This is a genomic window from Duffyella gerundensis (assembly GCF_001517405.1).
Classification (GTDB): domain Bacteria; phylum Pseudomonadota; class Gammaproteobacteria; order Enterobacterales; family Enterobacteriaceae; genus Duffyella; species Duffyella gerundensis.
Genome location: NZ_LN907827.1, coordinates 3,704,597 through 3,725,052, shown reverse-complemented (window position 1 = coordinate 3,725,052; position 20,456 = coordinate 3,704,597). Strand labels below are relative to the sequence as shown.

19 protein-coding genes are annotated in these 20,456 nt (G+C 57.3%); 9 read left to right on the top strand and 10 right to left on the bottom strand.

The window, feature by feature from the left end; genetic code table 11:
* Positions 1–31: 31 nt before the first annotated feature.
* The 3 genes from EM595_RS16995 to EM595_RS16985 all read right to left on the bottom strand — a co-directional run bounded on the left by EM595_RS16995 (position 32) and on the right by EM595_RS16985 (position 2,522).
* Positions 32–1,054 carry a LacI family DNA-binding transcriptional regulator gene (locus EM595_RS16995; RefSeq protein ID WP_067434888.1) on the bottom strand — a complete coding sequence of 341 codons (1,023 nt, stop codon included), beginning with the start codon at positions 1,052–1,054 and terminating at the stop codon, positions 32–34.
* A gap of 139 nt (positions 1,055–1,193) precedes the next feature.
* Positions 1,194–1,853, bottom strand: a complete 660-nt coding sequence (locus EM595_RS16990) for an OmpA family lipoprotein (protein WP_067434885.1) — start codon at positions 1,851–1,853, stop codon at positions 1,194–1,196.
* Between the two features lie 108 nt (positions 1,854–1,961).
* Positions 1,962–2,522: a DNA-3-methyladenine glycosylase I gene (locus EM595_RS16985; RefSeq protein ID WP_067434882.1), complete on the bottom strand. Its 561-nt coding sequence runs from the start codon at positions 2,520–2,522 to the stop codon at positions 1,962–1,964.
* Between the two features lie 142 nt (positions 2,523–2,664).
* Here EM595_RS16985 and EM595_RS16980 point away from each other — a divergent pair, with 142 nt between their 5' ends.
* The 4 genes from EM595_RS16980 to dnaC all read left to right on the top strand — a co-directional run bounded on the left by EM595_RS16980 (position 2,665) and on the right by dnaC (position 6,824).
* Positions 2,665–4,653 (top strand): autotransporter outer membrane beta-barrel domain-containing protein, encoded by a 1,989-nt coding sequence (locus tag EM595_RS16980; RefSeq protein ID WP_067434879.1) that lies wholly within the window; start codon positions 2,665–2,667, stop codon positions 4,651–4,653.
* A 111-nt stretch (positions 4,654–4,764) separates the two neighbouring features.
* Positions 4,765–5,424 (top strand): hypothetical protein, encoded by a 660-nt coding sequence (locus EM595_RS16975; RefSeq protein WP_067434876.1) that lies wholly within the window; start codon positions 4,765–4,767, stop codon positions 5,422–5,424.
* Between the two features lie 114 nt (positions 5,425–5,538).
* Positions 5,539–6,081 (top strand): primosomal protein DnaT, encoded by a 543-nt coding sequence (gene dnaT / locus EM595_RS16970; RefSeq protein WP_067434873.1) that lies wholly within the window; start codon positions 5,539–5,541, stop codon positions 6,079–6,081.
* A gap of 2 nt (positions 6,082–6,083) precedes the next feature.
* Positions 6,084–6,824, top strand: coding sequence for a replicative helicase loader DnaC (dnaC, locus tag EM595_RS16965; protein ID WP_067434870.1), 741 nt, complete (start codon positions 6,084–6,086; stop codon positions 6,822–6,824).
* Positions 6,825–7,290: 466 nt separating this feature from the next.
* Here the strand turns inward: dnaC and EM595_RS16960 are convergent, their stop codons facing one another.
* Entirely contained in the window at positions 7,291–8,376 is a 1,086-nt protein-coding gene (locus tag EM595_RS16960; protein ID WP_067434867.1) for an aldo/keto reductase, read from the bottom strand.
* A 221-nt stretch (positions 8,377–8,597) separates the two neighbouring features.
* On the opposite strand from EM595_RS16960, the gene EM595_RS16955 reads away from it, so the two are divergent.
* On the top strand, positions 8,598–8,810 hold the full coding sequence (locus tag EM595_RS16955; protein WP_067434864.1) for a hypothetical protein: 213 nt from the start codon (positions 8,598–8,600) through the stop codon (positions 8,808–8,810).
* A gap of 14 nt (positions 8,811–8,824) precedes the next feature.
* On the opposite strand, the gene cybB is transcribed toward EM595_RS16955, so the two are convergent.
* The 5 genes from cybB to xylF all read right to left on the bottom strand — a co-directional run bounded on the left by cybB (position 8,825) and on the right by xylF (position 14,512).
* Positions 8,825–9,364, bottom strand: a complete 540-nt coding sequence (gene cybB, locus EM595_RS16950; protein WP_067434861.1) for a cytochrome b561 — start codon at positions 9,362–9,364, stop codon at positions 8,825–8,827.
* A 141-nt stretch (positions 9,365–9,505) separates the two neighbouring features.
* Positions 9,506–10,684: a D-xylose utilization transcriptional activator XylR gene (gene xylR / locus EM595_RS16945; protein ID WP_067434858.1), complete on the bottom strand. Its 1,179-nt coding sequence runs from the start codon at positions 10,682–10,684 to the stop codon at positions 9,506–9,508.
* An 83-nt stretch (positions 10,685–10,767) separates the two neighbouring features.
* The gene (gene xylH, locus EM595_RS16940) at positions 10,768–11,943 is read right to left on the bottom strand and encodes a xylose ABC transporter permease XylH (RefSeq protein WP_067434855.1); all 1,176 of its coding nucleotides are present in this window, start codon (positions 11,941–11,943) and stop codon (positions 10,768–10,770) included.
* Positions 11,936–13,462: a xylose ABC transporter ATP-binding protein gene (locus EM595_RS16935; protein ID WP_067435598.1), complete on the bottom strand. Its 1,527-nt coding sequence runs from the start codon at positions 13,460–13,462 to the stop codon at positions 11,936–11,938. The genes xylH and EM595_RS16935 overlap by 8 nt, the downstream gene beginning before the upstream one ends.
* Positions 13,463–13,519: 57 nt before the next feature.
* Positions 13,520–14,512, bottom strand: a complete 993-nt coding sequence (xylF, locus tag EM595_RS16930) for a D-xylose ABC transporter substrate-binding protein (protein WP_067434852.1) — start codon at positions 14,510–14,512, stop codon at positions 13,520–13,522.
* 369 nt (positions 14,513–14,881) lie between these two features.
* On the opposite strand from xylF, the gene xylA reads away from it, so the two are divergent.
* The 4 genes from xylA (at position 14,882) to EM595_RS16910 (ending at position 19,309) form a co-directional block, all read left to right on the top strand.
* Entirely contained in the window at positions 14,882–16,204 is a 1,323-nt protein-coding gene (gene xylA / locus EM595_RS16925; protein ID WP_067434849.1) for a xylose isomerase, read from the top strand.
* Positions 16,205–16,218: 14 nt separating this feature from the next.
* Entirely contained in the window at positions 16,219–17,685 is a 1,467-nt protein-coding gene (xylB, locus tag EM595_RS16920; RefSeq protein WP_067434846.1) for a xylulokinase, read from the top strand.
* Positions 17,686–17,828: 143 nt separating this feature from the next.
* Positions 17,829–18,377 (top strand): isochorismatase family protein, encoded by a 549-nt coding sequence (locus EM595_RS16915; protein WP_067434843.1) that lies wholly within the window; start codon positions 17,829–17,831, stop codon positions 18,375–18,377.
* The gene (locus EM595_RS16910) at positions 18,374–19,309 is read left to right on the top strand and encodes a GlxA family transcriptional regulator (protein ID WP_067434840.1); all 936 of its coding nucleotides are present in this window, start codon (positions 18,374–18,376) and stop codon (positions 19,307–19,309) included. The genes EM595_RS16915 and EM595_RS16910 overlap by 4 nt, the downstream gene beginning before the upstream one ends.
* Here the strand turns inward: EM595_RS16910 and EM595_RS16905 are convergent.
* Complete coding sequence (locus tag EM595_RS16905) at positions 19,294–20,289, bottom strand: acyltransferase (protein ID WP_067434837.1); 996 nt, start codon at positions 20,287–20,289, stop codon at positions 19,294–19,296. The two genes, EM595_RS16910 and EM595_RS16905, sit on opposite strands and share 16 nt — an antisense overlap.
* Positions 20,290–20,456: the final 167 nt, after the last annotated feature.

Here is a 20,456-nt window from a genome sequence, read left to right as displayed (position 1 = left end):
TGCGGGGAAAAGTTCGCTATGGGGAGGCGATTCAGGCGCGGCGGGAGGAGCCGCGGACAATCAGCTCGCCGGAAAACATCTTTTCTTCCGGCGGCGTCAGGTCGCCATCGATGCGGCGAATTACCTGTTCCAGCGCCGCATAGCCAATCTGCCAGGTCGGCTGTTTCAACGTGGTGATGCCGGAGCCGGCCAGTTCTGCCCACTCCAGATCGTCAAAGCCCACCAGGCCAATCTCTTCGCCCCAGGTCAGCTTTAACCGCTGTAACGCGCGCGCCACCTGCAAGGTTAATGCGCCGTTGCCGACCATCAGCGCGCAGGATTTCCCCTGATGGCGTTGATAAAAGGCGCGCAGCGCCTCGTCAATCTGCGCTGGCTGTGTCAGCGGGACTTCAATGTTTTCAGCCAGGACGCCCGGCAGCGCAGCTGCGGTATCCTGAAAGGCGCGCAGCCGTTCGCGGCGAGTATTCACCAGGCCCAGCGGTTCGCTGACAAACAGCAAATTTTTCCAGCCGTTGTCGGCCAGATGCTGTGTCGCCATCGCGGCGGCTTCCTGGTTATTCAGGCCCACCACATCACAGACAAAATCGGGGATTTTACGGTCGATCAGCACCATTGGCAGCAGCGATTGTTGCAGCTGGCTGAGCGCGGCCTCGTGCATGCCCACCGCGTTAACCACGATGCCTTCTACCTGATAGCTGCTAAGCAGCTGCAAATAATATTGCTCAAGATCGATTTCGTTATTGGTATTGCACATCAGCAGGGTAAAGCCGTGCGCCCGACAGGCGGCTTCGATGCCGGAAAGCACATCAATGGAATAAGGGTTGGTAATATCAGCGATAATCAGGCCGATGAGGCGGGTGCGGCCACGCTTCAGGCTGCGCGCCATCTGACTTGGGCGATAATCGAGTTCAGCAATCGCCTGTTCAATACGCTGTTTGAGATCCGCAGACAGCACGTTCTGCTCGCCGTTCAGGTAACGTGACACGCTGGTTTTACCCGTGTTGGCGGCGCGAGCAACGTCGCTGATCGTGGCGCGTATGGCCTTGCGGTTCATGATTTTCCTTCAGGATGACGCGAAAAGCGGAAGACTAGCACAGCTTACGAAGCGGCCGTTAGTGCTGGTTCGCCGCGGTGCGGTTGATCGCTGATTGAGGACCAGCCATAACGAAAAGGGGCCATCAGGCCCCGAACGATCAGAGAGGACTGAGGGTAATTTCAACGCGACGGTTCTGCGCTTTGCCCGCTTCGCTGCTGTTGCTGGCGATTGGGTTATCCGGGCCCATACCCTGCGTACGAATGCGGTTAGCCGCCACGTTCTGGGTAATCAGGGCGCTGGCAACACTGTCAGCACGCTGCTGTGACAGGTTCATGTTCAGTGAACGCGAACCGGTGCTGTCGGTGTAACCCAGCACGTTGATAGCGGTTTTTGGATACTCTTTCAGCACCATCGCCACGCCGGTCAGCGTGTTCGCACCCGCAGGTTTCAGGCTGCTGCTGCTGGAATCAAAGGTGACGTTGCTTGGCATGTTCAGCACGATGTTGTCACCGTTACGCGTTACGCTAACACCGGTGCCTTTCATCTTGTCGCGCAGCTTAGCTTCCTGCACATCCATGTAGTAGCCCACGCCGCCGCCGACCGCTGCGCCCGATGCCGCTCCAATCAGGGCGCCTTTGCCGCGATCTTTTTTAGATGATGACAACACGCCGATACCCGCGCCTGCCAGCGCGCCGAGGCCCGCACCGATGCCCGATTTACCCGCCTGTGATTCGCCGGTGTAGGGATTTGTCGTACAGCCAGAAAGCGCAATGGTGCCGCTCAGTAACAAGGAGAACGCGAAAATGCGCTTGTTCATCTTAAATCCCTCAAAAAATCATAAAGACCCATTTATAAGCGGTACGATTATGACGTCCAAAGATGAAGAAATGTCTGGGTAAAAGTCTTATTTTTGTAAAGAACGGCGTCACTGATGCGTTGGATGGCGAAAACAGCCGGTTAAATGATCGTTTACCAGACCGCACGCCTGCATAAAAGCGTAACAGATGGTCGGGCCAACAAAGGCAAAGCCGCGCTTTTTCAGCGCTTTCGATAAGGCTTCCGAGACCGCCGTGCTCGCCGGTACGGCCGAACCCGCAGGAAAATGGTTGATCACCGGCTGATGCTCAACGAACTGCCAGATAAACGACGAAAACGCGTCACCTTGTGCTTCCATCGCCAGCAGCGCCCGTGCATTGGTGACAATGGCGGTAAGTTTGCCGCGATGGCGGATCAGGCCGCTGTTACTCATTAACCGATCGATCGTCTGTTCATCCATCAGCGCCACCGCCTGTGGATCAAAATGGTGAAACGCCTCGCGGTACGCAGCGCGCTTTTTCAGCACCGTTATCCAGGATAAGCCCGCCTGTTGGCCTTCCAGACAGAGCATCTCAAACAGTGCCTCGCGACGCGTTTCCGGAATGCCCCATTCCCGATCGTGATAGGCGACATAAAGCGGATCTTCAGTAACCCAGCCACAGCGTTGCATGCGATCTTCCTCTTGATTCTGGCGGATTTTTCATCAGTTATCTTGACGTAACGGCCATTGCGGCGATAGTTATTAGCAGCGCGATCCGCGCCGGTTAATCATACGCGTAACTTCCTTTTTCGGCTCTTGTCTGGAGTCATTTATGCTGCAAAAAATTCAGTATCCACTTCGCCTTGTTGCTGGCGCGGTTAGCACGGCATTACTGTTAGCCTCACCGTTGCCCGGCTACGCCTGGGATCAATTCTATGTGTTTGGCGACAGCCTGAGCGATAGCGGTAACGTTGGCCGTTATACCTGGGATGGCAGCGCGCATCCGCTGTATGACGACATTCTGGCAGAGAAAATTCAGCAAAGCCTGGTGCCATCCAGTGCAGGCGGCACAAACTATGCGGCGGGCGGCGCGGTGGCCACGCCCGCGCTGGATGCGGACAACAATACGCAGCAGCAGCTACAAACCTATCTTAACGCCAACGGTGGCCGTGCCGACGGTAACGGGCTTTATGTGCACTGGGTGGGCGGCAACGATCTGGCCGCTGCCGCGTTAAATCCGCTGGCCGCCGAGCGTATTGTCAGCAGCAGCGCGGCTGCCGCCGCCAGCCAGGTGAATACGCTGCTTAACGCCGGTGCGGGGACGGTGATTGTGCCCACGGTGCCCAACATTGGCGCCACGCCTGCGCTGCTGGAGGCGATCATCTCTGTGGGTCTTGCGCCGGTCTCTGGCAACGCATTAGAGGCGGCGTTCAGCGCGCTGGCCAGTCAGGGCACGGCCAACGCTAATGAACGTAATGAAGCCGTGCGCAACGCGTTTTATGCCGCAGCGGGGTCGGCAACCGCTGTGCCGGCACTGCAACAGGCGATTGCCGATCGGCTCTATCAGGCGTGGCAAACCCTGAGCACGCAGGCGCAGGCATTGACCGACAGCTATAACCAGCAGGAAGAGCGCTATCTGGCGCAATATCGCGGCAATATCGTGCGCGTTGATATCAACGGCCTGTTTAACGAAGTGATCGCCGATCCGGCGCGTTACGGCCTGAGCAACACCGCGGGCATGGCCTGTCCGCCAGGCGTATCGGCGGCACAGTGCAGCAGCAGCGCGCCTGGATTTTCGCGCGATCAGGCTTATCTGTTCGCCGATCGGCTGCATCCCAGCCCGGCAACCCATTTGCTGATCGGTGATTATATTCAGTCGGTGCTGGATGGCCCGTTGCAGGCGACGGCGTTGAATCAGGCGACGATGGCAATGGCGCGAGATATGCAAAACACGCTGGACAGCCGTCTGCAACAGCAGCGCAGCGGTGAGCAATCAGCGGGTGCGGTGACGGTTTATGGCGGCTATGCCGGGCAGCACAGCGATGTCGAGACCGGCGCAGGCGACGGCGATGCGGTGACGCACAACCTGACGCTGGGTGTCGATTATCAGCTCACCGACAGCTGGCTGGTGGGTGTGCTGGCGTCCGGCTCCAACGACAATCAGCATCCGACGCCCGATTACGACTACCGCATGCGCGGCTGGCTGGTTTCGGCCTACAGCGCCGTTACGCTGTTTGAACAGGGTTACGTCAGTGCGGATCTGCATTTCGCCTCTGCGGATTACGATGACATCACGCGTAACATTTCACTGGGTCCGGCATCACGCAGCGAACAGGGCAGCACCGATGGCCGCCAGCTGGGCGCCCGCGTAATAACCGGCTGGGATTTTCCACTCGGACAGGCGGTGACCACCGGGCCGGTGGCAAAATATGCCGTTGATTACAGCCGGGTTGACGGTTATCAGGAGAACGGCAGCGACAGCACGGCGATGCGCTTCGGCGATCAGACCTATCATTCACAGATTGGTGCGCTGGGCTGGCGGGTTGATTCGCGGCTGGGATGGATCAATCCGTGGGCTGAAGTGAGCTATAACCATCAGTTTGGCGACAATCGCTGGCGCGCCAGCGGCGGACTGAAATCCACCGCCACGCGTTTCAGTCGTGAAAGCGCAGAGCAGGACAGCAACTGGGTCGATGTCAGCGTCGGTGCCAACCTGCCGTTGACGGAAAATGTCGCCGCGTTCGCGTCGTTTACCCAAACCGGCGGCCTCAGTACAGGCGAGCAGTTCATGTATAACCTCGGCGTCAGTGCCCGCTTTTAAGCGGTAAAGGCGCGCTATTTGCCGTTTTGGCGGTGAAAAGGGCATCAAATGGGAAGCCGATCGGAGAGCTGGAAATATAATTAGCGCGCTTTTTATTTTTTAGGAAACATTATGCGCGACAATCTAATTATTATACGCAATGAACTGCTGGTATTTCTGGCTCAGGGACTGTTTTTAACGCTGATCATGGGGCTGATTTTTATTGACGTAAGCTGGATGAGCGACGGCCTGCATGAGAACTCATTTACTGAGATTTCGCAGGAAGTCATGCTGGCGATCATCTGCGGTCTGTTTTTTGTGCAGGCGGTGAAACACCCGCGTCTGCGCGGCAGTCTGGCGCTGGTGGGCGGTTTTTATGGCTGCATGCTGATCCGCGAAATGGACTTTCTGTTTGATGAGCTGCACCACGGCAGCTGGGTCTGGTTTGCCCTTGCCCTGGCGCTGACTTCGCTGCTGGTGGCGCTGCGTCATCCGGCACGCACGCTGGCTGGGCTGGTCACGCTGCTGCGCCATCGCGCCTGGCATATGATGGCGGCGGGCCTGCTGACCACGCTGGTGTTTTCACGCCTGTTTGGCATGAACGACCTGTGGCAGCACCTGATGCCGGATAATTTTCATCATGTGGTAAAAAACATGGCGGAAGAGGGATCGGAACTGTTGGGCTACAGCCTGTGCCTGCTTTCCAGCGTGCGCTATCTGCTGTTTTTACCGCGCCGTGCTATGGTTTTCGCTACCGAATCACAGCCGATTCGCTGGCAGAACGTCGCCTGATTACCCACGATCGCCGCGCAGAATTAGGCGATCCTTACCGCTAAACTTGATAGAATATCGCTTCAGGCGCTGGCGCCTGAATGCGGTAATCGATTTGCTATGCGGGATTCCATCATGTCTGTCAAAATTCTCACTTCCACCATTATCGGCATCGACGCTTTTTGTCAGGATCCGGCGCAGGCGTTGCAGGCGACTGAACAGGGCGCCGTGGCCGTCTTCACCAATAATGCGCCACAATTCTATGCGCTCACGCCGCAACGCCTGGCGCAACTGCTGGCAGCCGAGGCGGCGATGCAGGCGCGCAACGATGTCGCGCTGGACGAGGATCTGTTTCAGGATGATGCCGCATCGCCCGTGGCCATTGCCGTGCCGGCGGGTAAATTTGCGCTCTATGATGGCTGGCAGCCCGACGCCGATTTTGTGCGGCTGGCCGCCGTCTGGGGCGTACCGCTGAGCGCACCGGTCACGCCCGCGGAGCTCGCCTCTTTTATTGCTTACTGGCAGGCAGAAGGCCGCATGTTTCACCACGTTCAATGGCAGCAGAAGCTGGCGCGCAGCCTGCAGGTTGGACGCGCCACCAACGGCGGCCAGCCACGACGCGATCTGACCCAGGTTGCAGAGCCCGATCACACCATTCCTGATGGATTCCGAGGTTAGCGATGAAAAGCCCGACCACACTGTTTACCCGTTTACAAAGGCTGGTTCCGGCGCACGTAAAGCCGAAATTCACCAGCGGCGAAGAGCTAATTAAGTGGAACCAGGAGCAGGGCCGCCAGCGTTCAGAGTCGATCGTGCGTGAAAACCGTGCGATGCGTATGCAGCGGGTGATGGGCCGCTCCGGCATTCGCGAGCTGCACATGAACTGTTCATTTGATAACTACCGGGTGGAAAACGAAGGCCAGCAGCGCGCACTGGCGCTGGCGCGTCAGTATGCCAGCGAGTTCGAAGGCAACATCGCCAGCTTTGTGTTTTCCGGCAAACCGGGCACCGGCAAAAACCACCTCGCGGCAGCCATTGGTAACGACCTGATTTTACGCGGCAAAAGCGTGCTGATTGTGACCGTAGCTGACCTGATGTCCAACATGAAGGGCACCTTCAGCGGCACCAGCGATACCACCGAAGAACGGCTGCTGCACGATCTCAGTACCGTTGATTTGCTGGTTATCGATGAGATCGGCATGCAAACGGAATCGCGTTACGAGAAGGTGATTATTAATCAGATTGTCGATCGCCGATCCAGCTCGAAACGGCCCACCGGCATGCTCTCCAATCTCGATCATGCGGGCATGAACCAGCTGCTCGGCGAGCGGGTAATGGATCGCATGCGCCTCGGCAACAGCCTGTGGGTGCGCTTCGATTGGGAAAGCTATCGCAGCCGGGTACGCGGCGACGAGTATTGAGTGAGGCTTGTGGTAAAGCATGAAAGTGGCACATGCTTTGGCACAGGGCTAATAAGCGGGGAGGTCAGCATGGAACGTACCGCAAAACTTTTCAGAAATGGCAGAAATCAGGCTGCCTAATTACCGTTAGAATTTTAATTTAACAGCGATCAGGTTTATATCCGGCGTGATGAGGCGGGTAATCTCATTCTTTCTCTTAAGCCAGCTAACCTTGATAACTGGGATGACGTGCTTAAGCTCGTGAGCAAAGCACGCGTTAACGATGCGTTTTAAGTCACTCAACTCATCGCATCACAGGCGTTGAGCCTTACTATGACCATCGTTACCCGCGATCAGGCTTTCAAAAAACTACCTGATTTGGTGCTGGAAGAGTGGATACTATAATCCGATTGTAAAAATGCCCGCGCTGTTAATACACGCGGGCATTTTTTTGGCGCAGTGTCAGCGCGCCAGCGATCGTTACCGACTATTTCTGATCGAGATCGGTGCGATTGTCCAGCGTCTGCCGGTATTCATCAAGGAACGGCTGCTCTGCCGGATCGATGCGGTCCATGCCGCTGGTGAAACGGTGCCAGTAGGGATACTGCGGTGCCGGACGCGTCGCCTGCTCAATCCGCGCCAGCTGTGCTGGGCTGAGCGTCAGGCTGGCTGCGGCCAGATCCTCCTGCAGATGCGCTTCGGTGCGGCTGCCGATAATCAGCGATGAGATACCCGGACGCGTCAGCAGCCAGGCGAGGCACACCTGCGCCGTGGTGGCATTCGCTTCTTCGGCCACCGCGCTGAGCACGTCGATAACGTCCCAGGCATGTTCCATATCGTGCACGTAGGGTTCCGGCCAGCCGTTGCCCTGACGCGAGGTTGCCGGTGTTTTCTGACCGCGACGCACGGTACCGGTCAACAAACCTTCGCCCATTGGCCCCCAAATCAGCGTACCAATATTCTGATCGATCGCCATTGGCAGCAGCTCATACTCCGCCTCACGCGATTCCGGCGTGTAGTAGATTTGCTGGCTCACCGGCTTCATCAGTTGGTTAACCTCGGCACAGCCCAGCGTTTTCATCATCTGCCAGGCGGTGTAATTAGAGGTACCGAAATAGCGAATCTTGCCGCTTTTCACCAGATCTTCCAGCGCCCGCAGCGTCTCTTCCGGCGAGGTGACGCCATCCCAGTTATGAATCTGATAAAGGTCGATATGATCGGTTTTCAACCGACGCAGGCTGTTTTCACAGGATTTGATCAGGTGAAAACGGCTGGCGCCACTGTCGTTGGGATCGTCGCTCATCGGGCTGCGCGCTTTGCTGGTAAGAATCAGTTTATCGCGATGCACGGCCAGCGCATCACTCAGCACCTCTTCCGCGCCACCGTGTGAATAGAGATCGGCGGTATCCACGGCGTTGACGCCGTGTTCGAGGGCAATATCAAGAAATCGGCGCGCCTGTTTGGCATCAACATTACCGGTCTTTTCAAAACCCGCCTTGCCGCCAAAGGGAACCGTACCCAGCGTCAGTTCAGAGATCATCAGACCTGAATGGCCCAGCTTCCTGTATTTCATTGCTTTTTCCTCTTTGGTGTCATGGGAAATCCGTGCCGCGGTTAAGGCGACACCCCAGAGAAAGCGTAGACTATTGGTTTTTTATATTACTATTCATGGAGTTATGAAATGCCTTGTTCCTGTGCAAAGCAGAAAATCACACTGTCGTGCTTTTGATCGTAATCAACGCCGCATGCCTCGTGCAGCGCAACAATGGAAAACGTTGAAAACGAGGAGGCGATATGAACAGAGAAATGATGACCCTGCCGGAGGTGGCGCGTTATATCGGCGTGGCACCGGCGACGCTGGTGCGCGTGCTGTGCAACCGTGGTTCGCTGGACGGTGTGCCGCTGCCTGAAGCGGTGGACAAGGCACCGCCAGGCCGCCGCCACTGGCTGTTTCATGAGGTCCGCCAGTTCAGGCACGCGCTGGAGCGCGCACGGCATCAGGTGTAGACAAACGCCTGGTTTTACTGCGTACGGCGCGTGGGCAACATGCGCCGTAGCGTATTGTCTTTGAACAGAAAATGATGAGCCAGCGCGGCAAGCGCATGCAGACCAATCAGCCAGTAACCCAGCGGCGCCAGCGTTTTGTGCCAGTGAATCAGCAGGGCAGCCAGCTCAGCATTTGGCTGCTCTGCTACCGGCATCGACAGGCCAAACAGCCACCAGTCGCGCCCTTTTAGGTAGCGAGAAAACAGGCCAAGCGTCGGCAGGGCAATAAACAGCAGGTAGATGCAAAGGTGTGTGAGATGCGCCACGCCGGTTTGCCAGCGCGGCGGCGGCGGCACAATCGCTGGGGTGCGATGGCGCAGACGCAGCCAGAGGCGCGCCAGCATGCAGATCAGAATCAGCGTTCCCGCACTAAAGTGGGTGACGATCAGAGTAAAACCCTGCCATGAACCGCGTTGCGCCAGCCAGCGAAATTCCATGGTGCAGTAAGCGATTATCACCAGCAGAAACGTGAGCCAGTGCAGCGTAATGTGGAGCGAGGAATAACGATCGCGCATAGCGGGTCAGGTTCTCATTAGCGAACAAGCGGAACCGCTACCTTACCCGATCGGACCATGATAATTAACCGGTAACGCCAACTCCGAAATAAAATTTTGCCCGCCGCTGCTGCTCAGCATCGCCAGAACATGGCATCTCTTTCAAACGGTAATTTCACCGTAGCGATCGCGGTACTCTTTCGGCGTGCTGGCATACACCTTTTTAAACACCGAATAGAAATATTGCAGCGAAGGGTAGCCGCACATCTGTGAAATCTCGTTGATCGATAATGAGGTCGACACCAGCAGCGAGCGTGCTTTTTCCAGTTTCTCCGCGTGAATCACCGCGTGAATGGTTTCGCCGGTTTCATCTTTAAAGCGTTTTTCAAGATTAGAGCGCGATATGCCCACCGCATCCAGCACCTGTTCCACCTTGATGCCTTTGCAGGCGTTGTAGCGAATAAAATGCATCGCCTGAATCACCGCGGGATCGCGCAGTGAGCGATAGTCGGTGGAACGCCGCTCTATGACCTTCACCGGCGGCACCAGAATGCGCTGCAACGGAAGCTGACGCCGATCCAGCAGACGATGCAGCAGCTTGGCCGCCTGATACCCCATCTGGCGCGACCCCTGTGCCACCGAAGAGAGCGCCACGCGCGATAGAAAGCGCGTCAGCTCTTCGTTGTCGATGCCGATCACGCAGAGTTTTTCCGGTACGGCGATGTTCAGGTGTTCGCAAACCTGCAGCAGATGCCGCGCGCGGGCGTCGGTGACGGCAATGATGCCGGTCTGCGGCGGCAGCGTTTGCACCCAGTCCGCCAGCCGGTTCTGCGCATGCTGCCAGTTCTCCGGCGCGGTCTCCATGCCCTGATAAACCACGCCCTGATAACGTTCTTGCGCCACCAGTTCGCGAAAGGCATATTCCCGCTCCTGCGCCCAGCGTTTGCCACTGGCAGCGGGCAAACCGTAAAACGCAAAGCGGTGAACGCCTTTCTCTTTGAGATGCAGAAACGCGCTTCTCACCAGCGCGGCGTTGTCGGTGGCGATGTAGTGAACCGGCGGATAATCCTCGTCGCGATGATAAGAGCCGCCAACGCCAACGATGGGCACATCGACGTTTTTGAGCAGCTGTTCGATCTGTTTATCGTCGTAATCGGCGATCACCCCATCGCCCAGCCACTCTTTAATGTTATCGATGCGACAGCGAAAATCCTCCTCAATAAAAATGTCCCAGTCGGTTTGCGACGCCTGCAAATATTCCCCGACGCCTTCCACAACCTGACGGTCATAAACCTTGTTGGCGTTGAACAGCAGGGTAATGCGAAAACGTTTTTCAAACATGGCTGTGTTCCACTGTTTATTCTGCTTTCTGAATAGCACAGTGCTGTGATGACCAGAAATAAATTCATCCGCCATGTGATCGCCTACACGCGCCGCTTGGTGGCGGAGTCCATCCAGACCGCCAGCAGCAAAATCGCGCCTTTGACGATGTACTGCCAAAAGGTCGGCACATCCATCATGCTCATGCCGTTATCCAGCGATGCCATGATAAACGCGCCCATCACCGCGCCCGCCACGCTGCCGATACCGCCCGCCAGGCTGGTGCCGCCGATGACGCAGGCGGCAATGGCATCCAGTTCGGCAATGTTACCGGCCGAAGGCGAACCGGCACCCAACCGCGAACTGAGAATCAGGCCAGCAATCGCCACCATCAGGCCATTGATAGCAAACACCGCCAGCTTGGTGCGGGCGACGTTGATGCCCGACAGACGCGCGGCGTCGATATTGCCGCCGATGGCGTAAATACGTCGGCCAAAGGCGGTTCGGGTAGCGACAAACAGGCCGCCGAGCAGCAGCAGCGTAAGAATCAACACCGGCGTTGGCACGCCGCGGTAGTCATTCAGCATCCAGATTGCACCCAGCACAATCACCGCCGTTAACGCCTGACGCGTCACAGTGCCGGAAGCGGCAGGCATCGCCAGCCCGACTTTTTGCCGACGCAGCCGCAGCCGCCATTGCCAGACGATAAATAGTGCCAGGCACGCCACGCCGCAGCCAAAACCAATACCGGCAGGCAGGTAGCTTTGGCCAATTTGCGACATCGCCGGGCTGGTCGGCGCCACGGTGGTGCCGTTGGTGATGCCGACCAGAATGCCGCGAAAGGCGAGCATGCCAGCCAGCGTGACGATAAACGACGGTACCTTGCGATAGGCAACCCACCAGCCATTCCACGCGCCGAGCAGCAGCCCCATCACCAGCGTGACCACGATGGTCAGCGGCAACGGCCAGCCGAGCCAGACGTCAAAAATAGCTGCCGCGCCGCCCAGCAGGCCCATCATTGAACCCACGGAGAGATCGATTTCGGCGGAGATAATCACAAACACCATGCCCACCGCCAGAATGCCGGTAATGGCGGTTTGGCGTAGCAGGTTGGAGATATTGCGCGCGCTGAGGTAGGCGCCGTCGGTGGTCCAGGTAAAGAAGGCCATAATCAGCACAATGGCCAGGATCATTACTCCCACCTGCAGATTAATGGGTACGCCAGCTTTTTTGCCTGCGGCGACCGGTGCCGCGGGCTGGGTTGAATCGGTCTTAAGCATAGTGTTCACTCCGCAGGGCCGCTTCCATAATCTTCTCCTGAGTCAGATCGCGATTAATCAGGTCAGCCTTGAGCTGGCCCTGATGCATCACCAGCACGCGATCGCTGAGACCCAGCACTTCTGGCAGTTCTGAGGAGATCACGATAATGGCGATCCCCTGCTGGGCCAGCTGGTTGATAAGCTTGTAAATTTCATATTTCGCACCGATATCGATGCCGCGGGTGGGTTCATCGAGGATCAGGATGCGTGGATTCAGCAGCAGGCATTTTGCCAGCACCGCCTTTTGTTGATTGCCACCGCTCAGGTGACCAATCGCCAGCTCTGGTGATGCCGTTTTGACCTTCAGACGCGCCATTGCCTCGCCAATGGCCTGCTGTTCCCGCGCTTCATCGACCACCGAAAACGCGCTGCTGAACTGGCCCAGCGCCGCCAGGGTAATATTTTTGCCGACGCCCATCACCGGCACGATGCCATCTTTCTTTCGATCTTCCGGCACCATGGCAATGCCCTGCGCAATGGCGTGCTGGCAATCGGTAATGCGTACCGCCTCGCCGTTGACGTAAACCTGACCTTCCCAGCGGCCGGGCCAGACGCCAAATAAACACTGAACGGTTTCGGTGCGCCCGGCGCCGACCAGCCCGGCAATGCCCAAAATCTCACCGCGCCGCAGATTGAACGAGAGGTTATCCACGCGCTTAATGGTGCGGTTGACCGGATGCCAGGCGGTAAGATTTTCTACCCGCAATATTTCCTCGCCCACTGGATGCGGTTCAACCGGATAGAGTGAGGTCAGCTCGCGCCCCACCATCATGGTGATGATGTCATCTTCGCTCATCGCGTCGGCGCGGCGGGTGCCGATATGCTGACCGTCGCGAATCACACAGATGGTGTCGGAGATCTCCTTCACCTCGTTGAGTTTGTGAGAGATATAGACGCAGGCGATGCCGTGATTGCGCAGATTGCGAATGATATCCAGCAGCACCCGCGTCTCCTGTTCGGTTAGCGAGGCAGTGGGCTCATCCAGAATCAGCAGGCGAACCTGCTTGTTCAGCGCGCGGGCAATTTCCACCAGCTGCTGTTGACCCAGACCCAGTTCACCCACGCGCGTTTCCGGTGAAACATCCAGCCGCACCTGCTCTAACAGCGTCTGGCAGCGCAGTGTCATGGTGTCGGCATCCAGCACGCCGCGTTGGGTCAATTCGCCGCCGAGAAAAATGTTCTCCATCACCGTCATCTGCCTGACCAGCGCCAGCTCCTGATGAATAATGACAATGCCTTTGCGCTCGGTATCGCGAATGGTGGTGGCACGCAGCTCTTCCCCGGCGAAAAAGATATGCCCCTGATAGCTGCCTGTTGGATACAGGCCGCACAGCACCTTCATCAGCGTCGATTTACCCGAGCCATTTTCGCCGCACAGCGACATCACTTCGCCGGGTTCAAGACTCAGCGATACGTTGTCCACCGCTTTTACCGCGCCGAACAGCTTGGTGATATTTTTCATTTCAAGCAGCCTGGCCATCATGCGTCTCCCGGCAGTTGATAGAGGTAGCCGCCGTTTGCACGGCGGTGAGCAGCATCAGAGATCGCTCTTTTTATGGAAGCCGTCAGCCACCACGGTGCTGTCGATGTTGGTTTTATCAACGGCGATCGGCTCCAGTAGCCAGGCGGGAACTTTTTTGCTGCCGTTATCGAGCGTGGCGTTGGATTTAGGCTGTTTGCCGTCGCCCAGTTCCACGGCGATCGTTGCGGCGTCGTTAGCCAGCTTGCTGATCGGCTTGTAGACGGTCATGGTTTGCGTGCCGTTATTGATGCGTTTGATGGCGGCCAGATCGGCATCCTGCCCGGAGATCGCGACTTTGCCCGCCAGGCCTTGCGCACTCAGCGCCTGAATCGCACCGCCCGCCGTCGCGTCATTGGAGGCCACCACCGCATCAATTTTGTTGCCATTGGCGGTCAGGGCGTTTTCCATTATTTTCAGCGCGTTTTCCGGCAGCCAGGCATCGACCCACTGATCGCCAACGATTTTAATTTTGCCGCTGTCGATCAGCGGTTTCAGCACTTTCATCTGGCCGTTGCGGAACAGGCGGGCGTTATTGTCCACCGGCGAGCCGCCCATCAAAAAATAGTTACCCTGCGGCACGCGCTGTACCAGACTTTGCGCCTGCATTTCGCCGACTTTTTCATTATCAAAAGAGATATAAAAATCGATATCGGCATTATTTATCATGCGGTCATAAGCCAGCACTTTAATTCCTTCACGTTTTGCTTCAGCAATAACGTTACTTAATACCTGACCGTTATAGGGAATAATCACCAGCACATCGACGCCGCGATTGATCATATTTTCGATCTGCGACATCTGCGTTTCTTCATTACCGTTGGCCGACTGGACAAATACTTTAGCGCCAAGGGATTCTGCTTTTTTCACAAAAATATCGCGGTCTTTTTGCCAGCGCTCAAGCCGCAAATCGTCGATGGCCATGCCAATTTTTACTTCTTTGGCCAGGCCTGCCTGGCTAACCAGCGCCAGTGCGGCGCAGAGGGCGAGCAACGTCGTTTTCATTTTCATTTTTATGACCTTCCAGGTTGAGGTAAGGGTAAAAACAGCCAGTGCGATAACAGGCTGATGAATTGTTATCGTTCAGTTTGCCGCCAGCAATTACAGATTTTCGTCTTGCGGTTATGTTTTTTGGTTTATTTAAAATTTTATGAGGTCGATCGGATTTTTATCTTTTTTAGCTCACCGTGTTGCGCAATTCTGTGAGGCGTTTTGCTGCGTTTTTTCCCGTTCTCGCTTTATTTTTTGCGAGCTGTCGCACAATTAATAATTATCTCAACCTCAGTGTTAAATAACGTAATTGAGCGCGCTTTATTCGCTCACCACAATAATCTCACCTGCCGCTGAGCGTTCAGCTGCTTTATGGTTAAGGAGATAAACATGCAATCCTGGTTCGATCAGCTCGATCGCGTCCGTTATGAAGGAACGCAAAGCACCAATCCGCTGGCTTTCCGCCATTACAATCCCGATGAACTCGTGCTTGGCAAACGCATGGAAGATCATCTGCGTTTTGCCGCCTGCTACTGGCATACCTTCTGCTGGAACGGTGCTGACATGTTTGGCAGCGGCGCTTTTCAGCGTCCGTGGCAGCAGCCGGGTGACGCACTGGAACAGGCAAAGCGCAAAGCGGATATCGCCTTCGAGTTTTTCCATAAGCTGAATGTGCCCTGGTACTGCTTTCACGATGTTGACGTGTCGCCGGAAGGGGATTCGCTGAAAAGCTATATCAATAATTTTGCCGCGATGACCGACGTGCTGGCGGAGAAACAGGCGCAAACCGGCGTGAAATTGCTGTGGGGCACTGCCAACTGCTTTACCCATCCGCGCTATGCCGCGGGGGCCGCCACCAATCCCGATCCGGAAATTTTTACCTGGGCGGCGACGCAGGTGTTCACGGCGATGAACGCCACCCATCGTCTTGGCGGAGAGAACTATGTTCTGTGGGGCGGTCGTGAAGGCTATGAAACGCTGCTGAACACCGATCTGCGCCAGGAGCGTGAGCAGCTGGGCCGCTTCATGCATATGGTGGTAGAGCAGAAGCATAAAATGGGCTTCCACGGCACCTTGTTGATTGAACCCAAGCCGCAGGAACCGACCAAGCACCAGTATGATTTTGATGTCGCGACGGTCTACGGCTTTCTGCAGCAATTTGGGCTGGAAAAAGAGATCAAGGTTAACGTCGAGGCGAACCACGCCACGCTGGCGGGCCACTCTTTTCACCACGAAATTGCCAGTGCCATTGCGCTGGGCATTTTTGGTTCGGTGGATGCCAACCGCGGCGATCCGCAGGTCGGCTGGGATACCGATCAGTTCCCTAACAGCGTTGAGGAAAATGCGCTGGTGCTGTATGAAATCCTCAAAGCGGGCGGCTTTACCACCGGCGGCCTGAATTTTGATGCCAAAGTCCGTCGACAGAGTATCGATAAATATGACCTGTTTTACGGCCATATTGGCGCCATGGATACCATGGCGCTGGCGCTGAAGGTGGCGGCGAACATGATCGCGGATGGCGAGCTGGACCGTCGCGTGGCGCGCCGTTACAGCGGCTGGAACGGTGAACTGGGCCAGCAAATTCTTAAAGGTGAACACTCGCTGGAGACGCTGGCGGCGTATGCTGCTGAGCAACGCCTGGATCCGCAACCACAAAGCGGGCGTCAGGAGCAGCTGGAAAACCTGGTGAATCACTATCTTTTCGTAAAATAACGGAGCCGCTACCTATGTATATCGGGATCGATTTGGGCACTTCAGGTGTGAAAGTGGTGCTGTTGGATGAACACGGCGAACTGGTCGCCAGCCAGACGCAACCGCTGAGCGTGTCACGTCCACACCCGTTATGGAGTGAACAGGATCCCGAAAGCTGGTGGCAGGCCACCGACGGCGCGATGCGCGCGCTGGCGGCGGAGCAGGATCTCAGCCAGGTGCGCGCCATCGGTCTCAGCGGCCAGATGCATGGCGCCACCTTGCTCGATCATCAATTTAACGTGCTGCGTCCGGCTATTCTGTGGAACGACGGCCGCAGCGCGGTGCAGTGTCAGCAGCTTGAGCAAAGGGTGCCCGATTCCCGCACCATCACCGGCAATCTGATGATGCCGGGTTTTACCGCGCCGAAGCTGCTCTGGGTACAACAGCATGAACCTGAGCTGTTTTCCCGCATTGGTAAGGTGCTGTTACCTAAGGATTATCTACGCTGGCGCATGAATGGCGTCTGCGCCAGCGATATGTCTGATGCGGCGGGAACGCTGTGGCTGGATATGGCAAAGCGCGACTGGAGCGACGTCATGCTGGCCGCCTGCGGCTTAACGCGTCAGCAGATGCCCGCGCTGTTTGAGGGCAACCAGCCAACCGGCACGCTGCGGCCTGACATCGCCGCCGGGTGGGGAATGGGCGACGTTCAGGTGGTGGCCGGAGGTGGCGATAACGCGGCGGGCGCGGTCGGCGTCGGCATGGTCAATGTCGGCCAGGGCATGCTGTCGCTGGGCACATCTGGCGTCTACTTCCTGGTCAGCGAGGGATTTATGGCTAACCCCGCCTCGGCGGTGCACAGCTTTTGTCACGCGCTGCCGCAGCGCTGGCATTTGATGTCGGTGATGCTCAGCGCAGCATCCTGTCTCGACTGGGCGGCCAAACTCACCGGCTGTGCTGATGTGCCGCAGTTGCTGGCGGAAGCACAGCAGGCGCAGGTGACGCTGCCGCCCATCTGGTTTCTGCCTTATCTTTCCGGCGAGCGCACGCCGCACAACGATCCCCAGGCTAAAGGCGTATTTTTTGGTATGACGCATCAGCATGGCCGTGCCGAGCTGGCGAACGCGGTGCTGGAAGGCGTGGGCTACGCGCTGGCGCAGGGCATTGATGCGGTGCACGCCAGCGGCATTGCGCCGCGCAGCATCATGCTCATCGGCGGCGGCGCGCGCAGCGCATACTGGCGGCAAATGCTGGCAGATATCAGCGGTCAGACGCTGGATTTTTGCACCGGCGGCGACGTCGGTCCGGCACTGGGCGCTGCGCGCTTAGCAAGGCTGGCGATGACGCCGCAGGGCAATATGGCCGCGCTGCTGCCGACGCTACCGCTGGAGCAGCGCCATCAGCCCGATGCCGATAAACATGCGAATTACCAGCGCAAGCGGGCGGTATTTGCCCAGCTTTATCAGCGGCTGGCACCGTTGATGCAGGAGCTGGAGGCGTGATATTGGGCGGCTCTTATCGGCCACTGACCGCACGCGCATAACGGCTCAGCCGGGCATGACGTAATGATGTCCGTTTTTGGTCTTCACGAACGGGCGAAGTGCGAGGATGATTGGTACAGGCAATCCTTACATGGAGTCCGAAAATGTCCCACAGCGCACTGCTGGTCATTGATGTACAGTCGTCATTCTTTCACCGCGATTACTGGTGCGAAGACCATTTTCCCGCTTTTAAAGAGGCCGTCTCGCAGCTGATCGCGGGCTGTGAGGCGCGCAACGTGCCGGTGATCAACGTGCTGCATGCCGACGGCGACGGTCCTTTTGACCTTGCGTCTGGCCTGGTCACGCCCATGCCGTTTCTGCACCATGTGCCTGACGTCACCTTCTATAAGCGCGTGCATAACGCGCTGACCGAATCGGGCCTGCAACACTGGCTGCAACAGCAGAACATCACGCAGCTGATTGTGTGTGGCATACGCACCGAGCAGTGTTGCGAAACCACCGCGCGCGTGGCGGCCGATCTCGGCTATCAGGTGATATTTGTCACCGAAGCTACCCTGACGTTTCCTATGACGCATAATGGCATTACCCTCAGCGTCGCCGATCTTTTTCACCGCACTGAAACCGTACTGAATGGCCGTTTTGCCACGATTCATACGGTGGAGAGCTGCTTACAGGCGTTGTCATCATCATGAGCACGCCGGTCTGGATAGTGACCCTGCCCGGCGTCATGACGCTGGATCTCACCGGGCCTGCCGAAGCGCTACAGCTGGCGCAGGGACACTTTTCCCTGCGCTATATCGGGCCGCAGGAGAGCGTGATCACCTCCACCGACATGACCATCAGCCAGATAGCACCGCTGCCGGAAACCTTGCCTGCGGGCAGTCTGTTGCTGCTGCCCGGCGCCAGCGATTCTCAGCGCTGGTTTGCTACGCCGCAGGCTCAACAGACGTCCCGCTGGTTGATGCGGCTGCAACCACAGATTCATAGCCAGGCGATCACACTGGTCTGTATCTGCTCCGGCGCGCTGCTGGCTGCCCGGGCGCGACTGCTGGAGGGATTGCAGTGCACTACTCATCACGACGTGCTGGATCGGCTGCGTCAGGCGGCACCCGGCGCGCTGGTGAAAGAGAATCGGGTGTTTGTGGAAGATCGCGGCGTCTGGACCAGCGCCGGTATTACTGCGGGTATCGATCTGGCACTGCATCTGATCAATCGTCGATGCGGCTCGCAGGTGGCGCTGGACGTGGCGCGGGAAATGGTGGTGTGGTTTCGCCGTTCAGGCGACGATCCGCAGCTGTCGCCCTGGCTGCGCTACCGTAATCATCTGCATCCGGCGATTCATCGTGCGCAGGATGCGCTGCTTCAGCAGCCGGAAGCGGGCTGGACGCTGCCGCAGCTGGCGGCAAGGGCGCACGTCAGCGAGCGTCATCTTGCCCGACTGTTTCGCCTGCATTTGGGCATCAGCGTGCGCGACTATCACGAGCAGCTGCGGCTGGCGATCGCCCGTCAGCGACTGCAACAGGGCGAGGGCGCTGAGCGTGCCGCGCAGGCGGCGGGCTTTTCCTCTTCGCGCCAGCTGCGTCGCGCCCACCAGCGCTGGGCCGACGATCAGCTAACAAAGTGACGTTTGTCGAGCTTTGCCAGGACCATCGCCAGCAGCAGGCTGCCGCCCAGCGTCACACCGAATATCCACGGAATATCAAGCAGCGGTCGTGACATATCATCCAGATGGCGGGTGCGCAGAAAGTGGATAAACAGCGCATGCAGGCCATAAATCGGCAATGAATAGCGTGAAATGGTTGCCAGCACCGGCAGCGGGCGCTGATTTAAACAGTTTTTGAACAGCACCATCAGGCTGATGGCGGCGATAAACACCAGCGGACCGCAGTAAAGATACCAGGTATCGGAGAAAGCGCCGTTGACGTGCAGCTCATGTTTGGTGCCCAGGGTAATGCCGATCACGCAGCCGATAAAGGCGAGACCGGCCAGCGCGCTGACGCCACGCTTTTGCGTTTCCATGGTGCCCACCGCGCGTCCGAGTAGGGCATAAAGCACGTAATAGAAGCTGTCGCCGCTGACGTAGAGATTCATCGGCAACCAGTGAAAGGTGCCCACCGACTTGCTGACCGTATTGGGGTTCGCCAGCACCGCCAGCACCAGGACCAACACCAGCAAAAAAGGCGCGCTGACCTGTTTTACCTGAATCAGGGGCGACAGCAGATAAATGCCAATCAGCGCAAAAAAGAACCACAGGTGATAAAACACCGGCTTTTCCAGCAGCTTCATGATCGAGCGGCCCTCGCTGATCGGCGTCAGCCAGGTGATATAAATCAGCGATACCGCGCTGTAGAACAGCAGGCAGAGCACCAGGCGCAGGAAATGGCGCCGCTGGGCGCTGCGTTCGCCGTAGAACAGAAAACCGGAAATCATAAAGAAAATGGGCACGCAGACGCGCGAGGCGGAGTTAAGCACGTTGGCCAGATCCCAGCTCTGTTCGCTGATTTTATTGCCGCCGGTAATGTACCAGGTGGTGGTGTGGATCATGATAACCATCATGCAGGCGACGGCGCGTAAATTGTCTATCCAGTTTATCTTTTGCTGCATGGCTCCCTCTTCGCCTTTTTGCGTGCGGCAAAGCGTAGCCAGACACGCGATGGACAACAAGCCTTGAGCGGCTGATTAAGAGAGATCTGTGGCCTTTTCGCCAGAGAAAAAGCGGCGGAGGTGCCGCCCGATTTCCGGCTGCATATCCGGCGGTCAAAGGGTATACT

Excerpts from the sequence above, each read along its gene's own strand:
- EM595_RS16935 (WP_067435598.1), bottom strand. The coding sequence starts at position 13,462 with ATGGCCAGGCTGCTTGAAATGAAAAATATCACCAAGCTGTTCGGCGCG.
- EM595_RS16995 (WP_067434888.1), bottom strand. The coding sequence starts at position 1,054 with ATGAACCGCAAGGCCATACGCGCCACGATCAGCGACGTTGCTCGCGCC.
- dnaC (WP_067434870.1), top strand. The coding sequence starts at position 6,084 with ATGAAAAGCCCGACCACACTGTTTACCCGTTTACAAAGGCTGGTTCCG.
- xylB (WP_067434846.1), top strand. The coding sequence starts at position 16,219 with ATGTATATCGGGATCGATTTGGGCACTTCAGGTGTGAAAGTGGTGCTG.
- EM595_RS16960 (WP_067434867.1), bottom strand. The coding sequence starts at position 8,376 with ATGAAATACAGGAAGCTGGGCCATTCAGGTCTGATGATCTCTGAACTG.
- EM595_RS16975 (WP_067434876.1), top strand. The coding sequence starts at position 4,765 with ATGCGCGACAATCTAATTATTATACGCAATGAACTGCTGGTATTTCTG.
- xylH (WP_067434855.1), bottom strand. The coding sequence starts at position 11,943 with ATGCTTAAGACCGATTCAACCCAGCCCGCGGCACCGGTCGCCGCAGGC.
- EM595_RS16990 (WP_067434885.1), bottom strand. The coding sequence starts at position 1,853 with ATGAACAAGCGCATTTTCGCGTTCTCCTTGTTACTGAGCGGCACCATT.
- EM595_RS16905 (WP_067434837.1), bottom strand. The coding sequence starts at position 20,289 with ATGCAGCAAAAGATAAACTGGATAGACAATTTACGCGCCGTCGCCTGC.
- cybB (WP_067434861.1), bottom strand. The coding sequence starts at position 9,364 with ATGCGCGATCGTTATTCCTCGCTCCACATTACGCTGCACTGGCTCACG.
- EM595_RS16980 (WP_067434879.1), top strand. The coding sequence starts at position 2,665 with ATGCTGCAAAAAATTCAGTATCCACTTCGCCTTGTTGCTGGCGCGGTT.
- EM595_RS16915 (WP_067434843.1), top strand. The coding sequence starts at position 17,829 with ATGTCCCACAGCGCACTGCTGGTCATTGATGTACAGTCGTCATTCTTT.
- EM595_RS16955 (WP_067434864.1), top strand. The coding sequence starts at position 8,598 with ATGAACAGAGAAATGATGACCCTGCCGGAGGTGGCGCGTTATATCGGC.
- EM595_RS16985 (WP_067434882.1), bottom strand. The coding sequence starts at position 2,522 with ATGCAACGCTGTGGCTGGGTTACTGAAGATCCGCTTTATGTCGCCTAT.
- xylF (WP_067434852.1), bottom strand. The coding sequence starts at position 14,512 with ATGAAAATGAAAACGACGTTGCTCGCCCTCTGCGCCGCACTGGCGCTG.
- xylA (WP_067434849.1), top strand. The coding sequence starts at position 14,882 with ATGCAATCCTGGTTCGATCAGCTCGATCGCGTCCGTTATGAAGGAACG.
- EM595_RS16910 (WP_067434840.1), top strand. The coding sequence starts at position 18,374 with ATGAGCACGCCGGTCTGGATAGTGACCCTGCCCGGCGTCATGACGCTG.
- xylR (WP_067434858.1), bottom strand. The coding sequence starts at position 10,684 with ATGTTTGAAAAACGTTTTCGCATTACCCTGCTGTTCAACGCCAACAAG.
- dnaT (WP_067434873.1), top strand. The coding sequence starts at position 5,539 with ATGTCTGTCAAAATTCTCACTTCCACCATTATCGGCATCGACGCTTTT.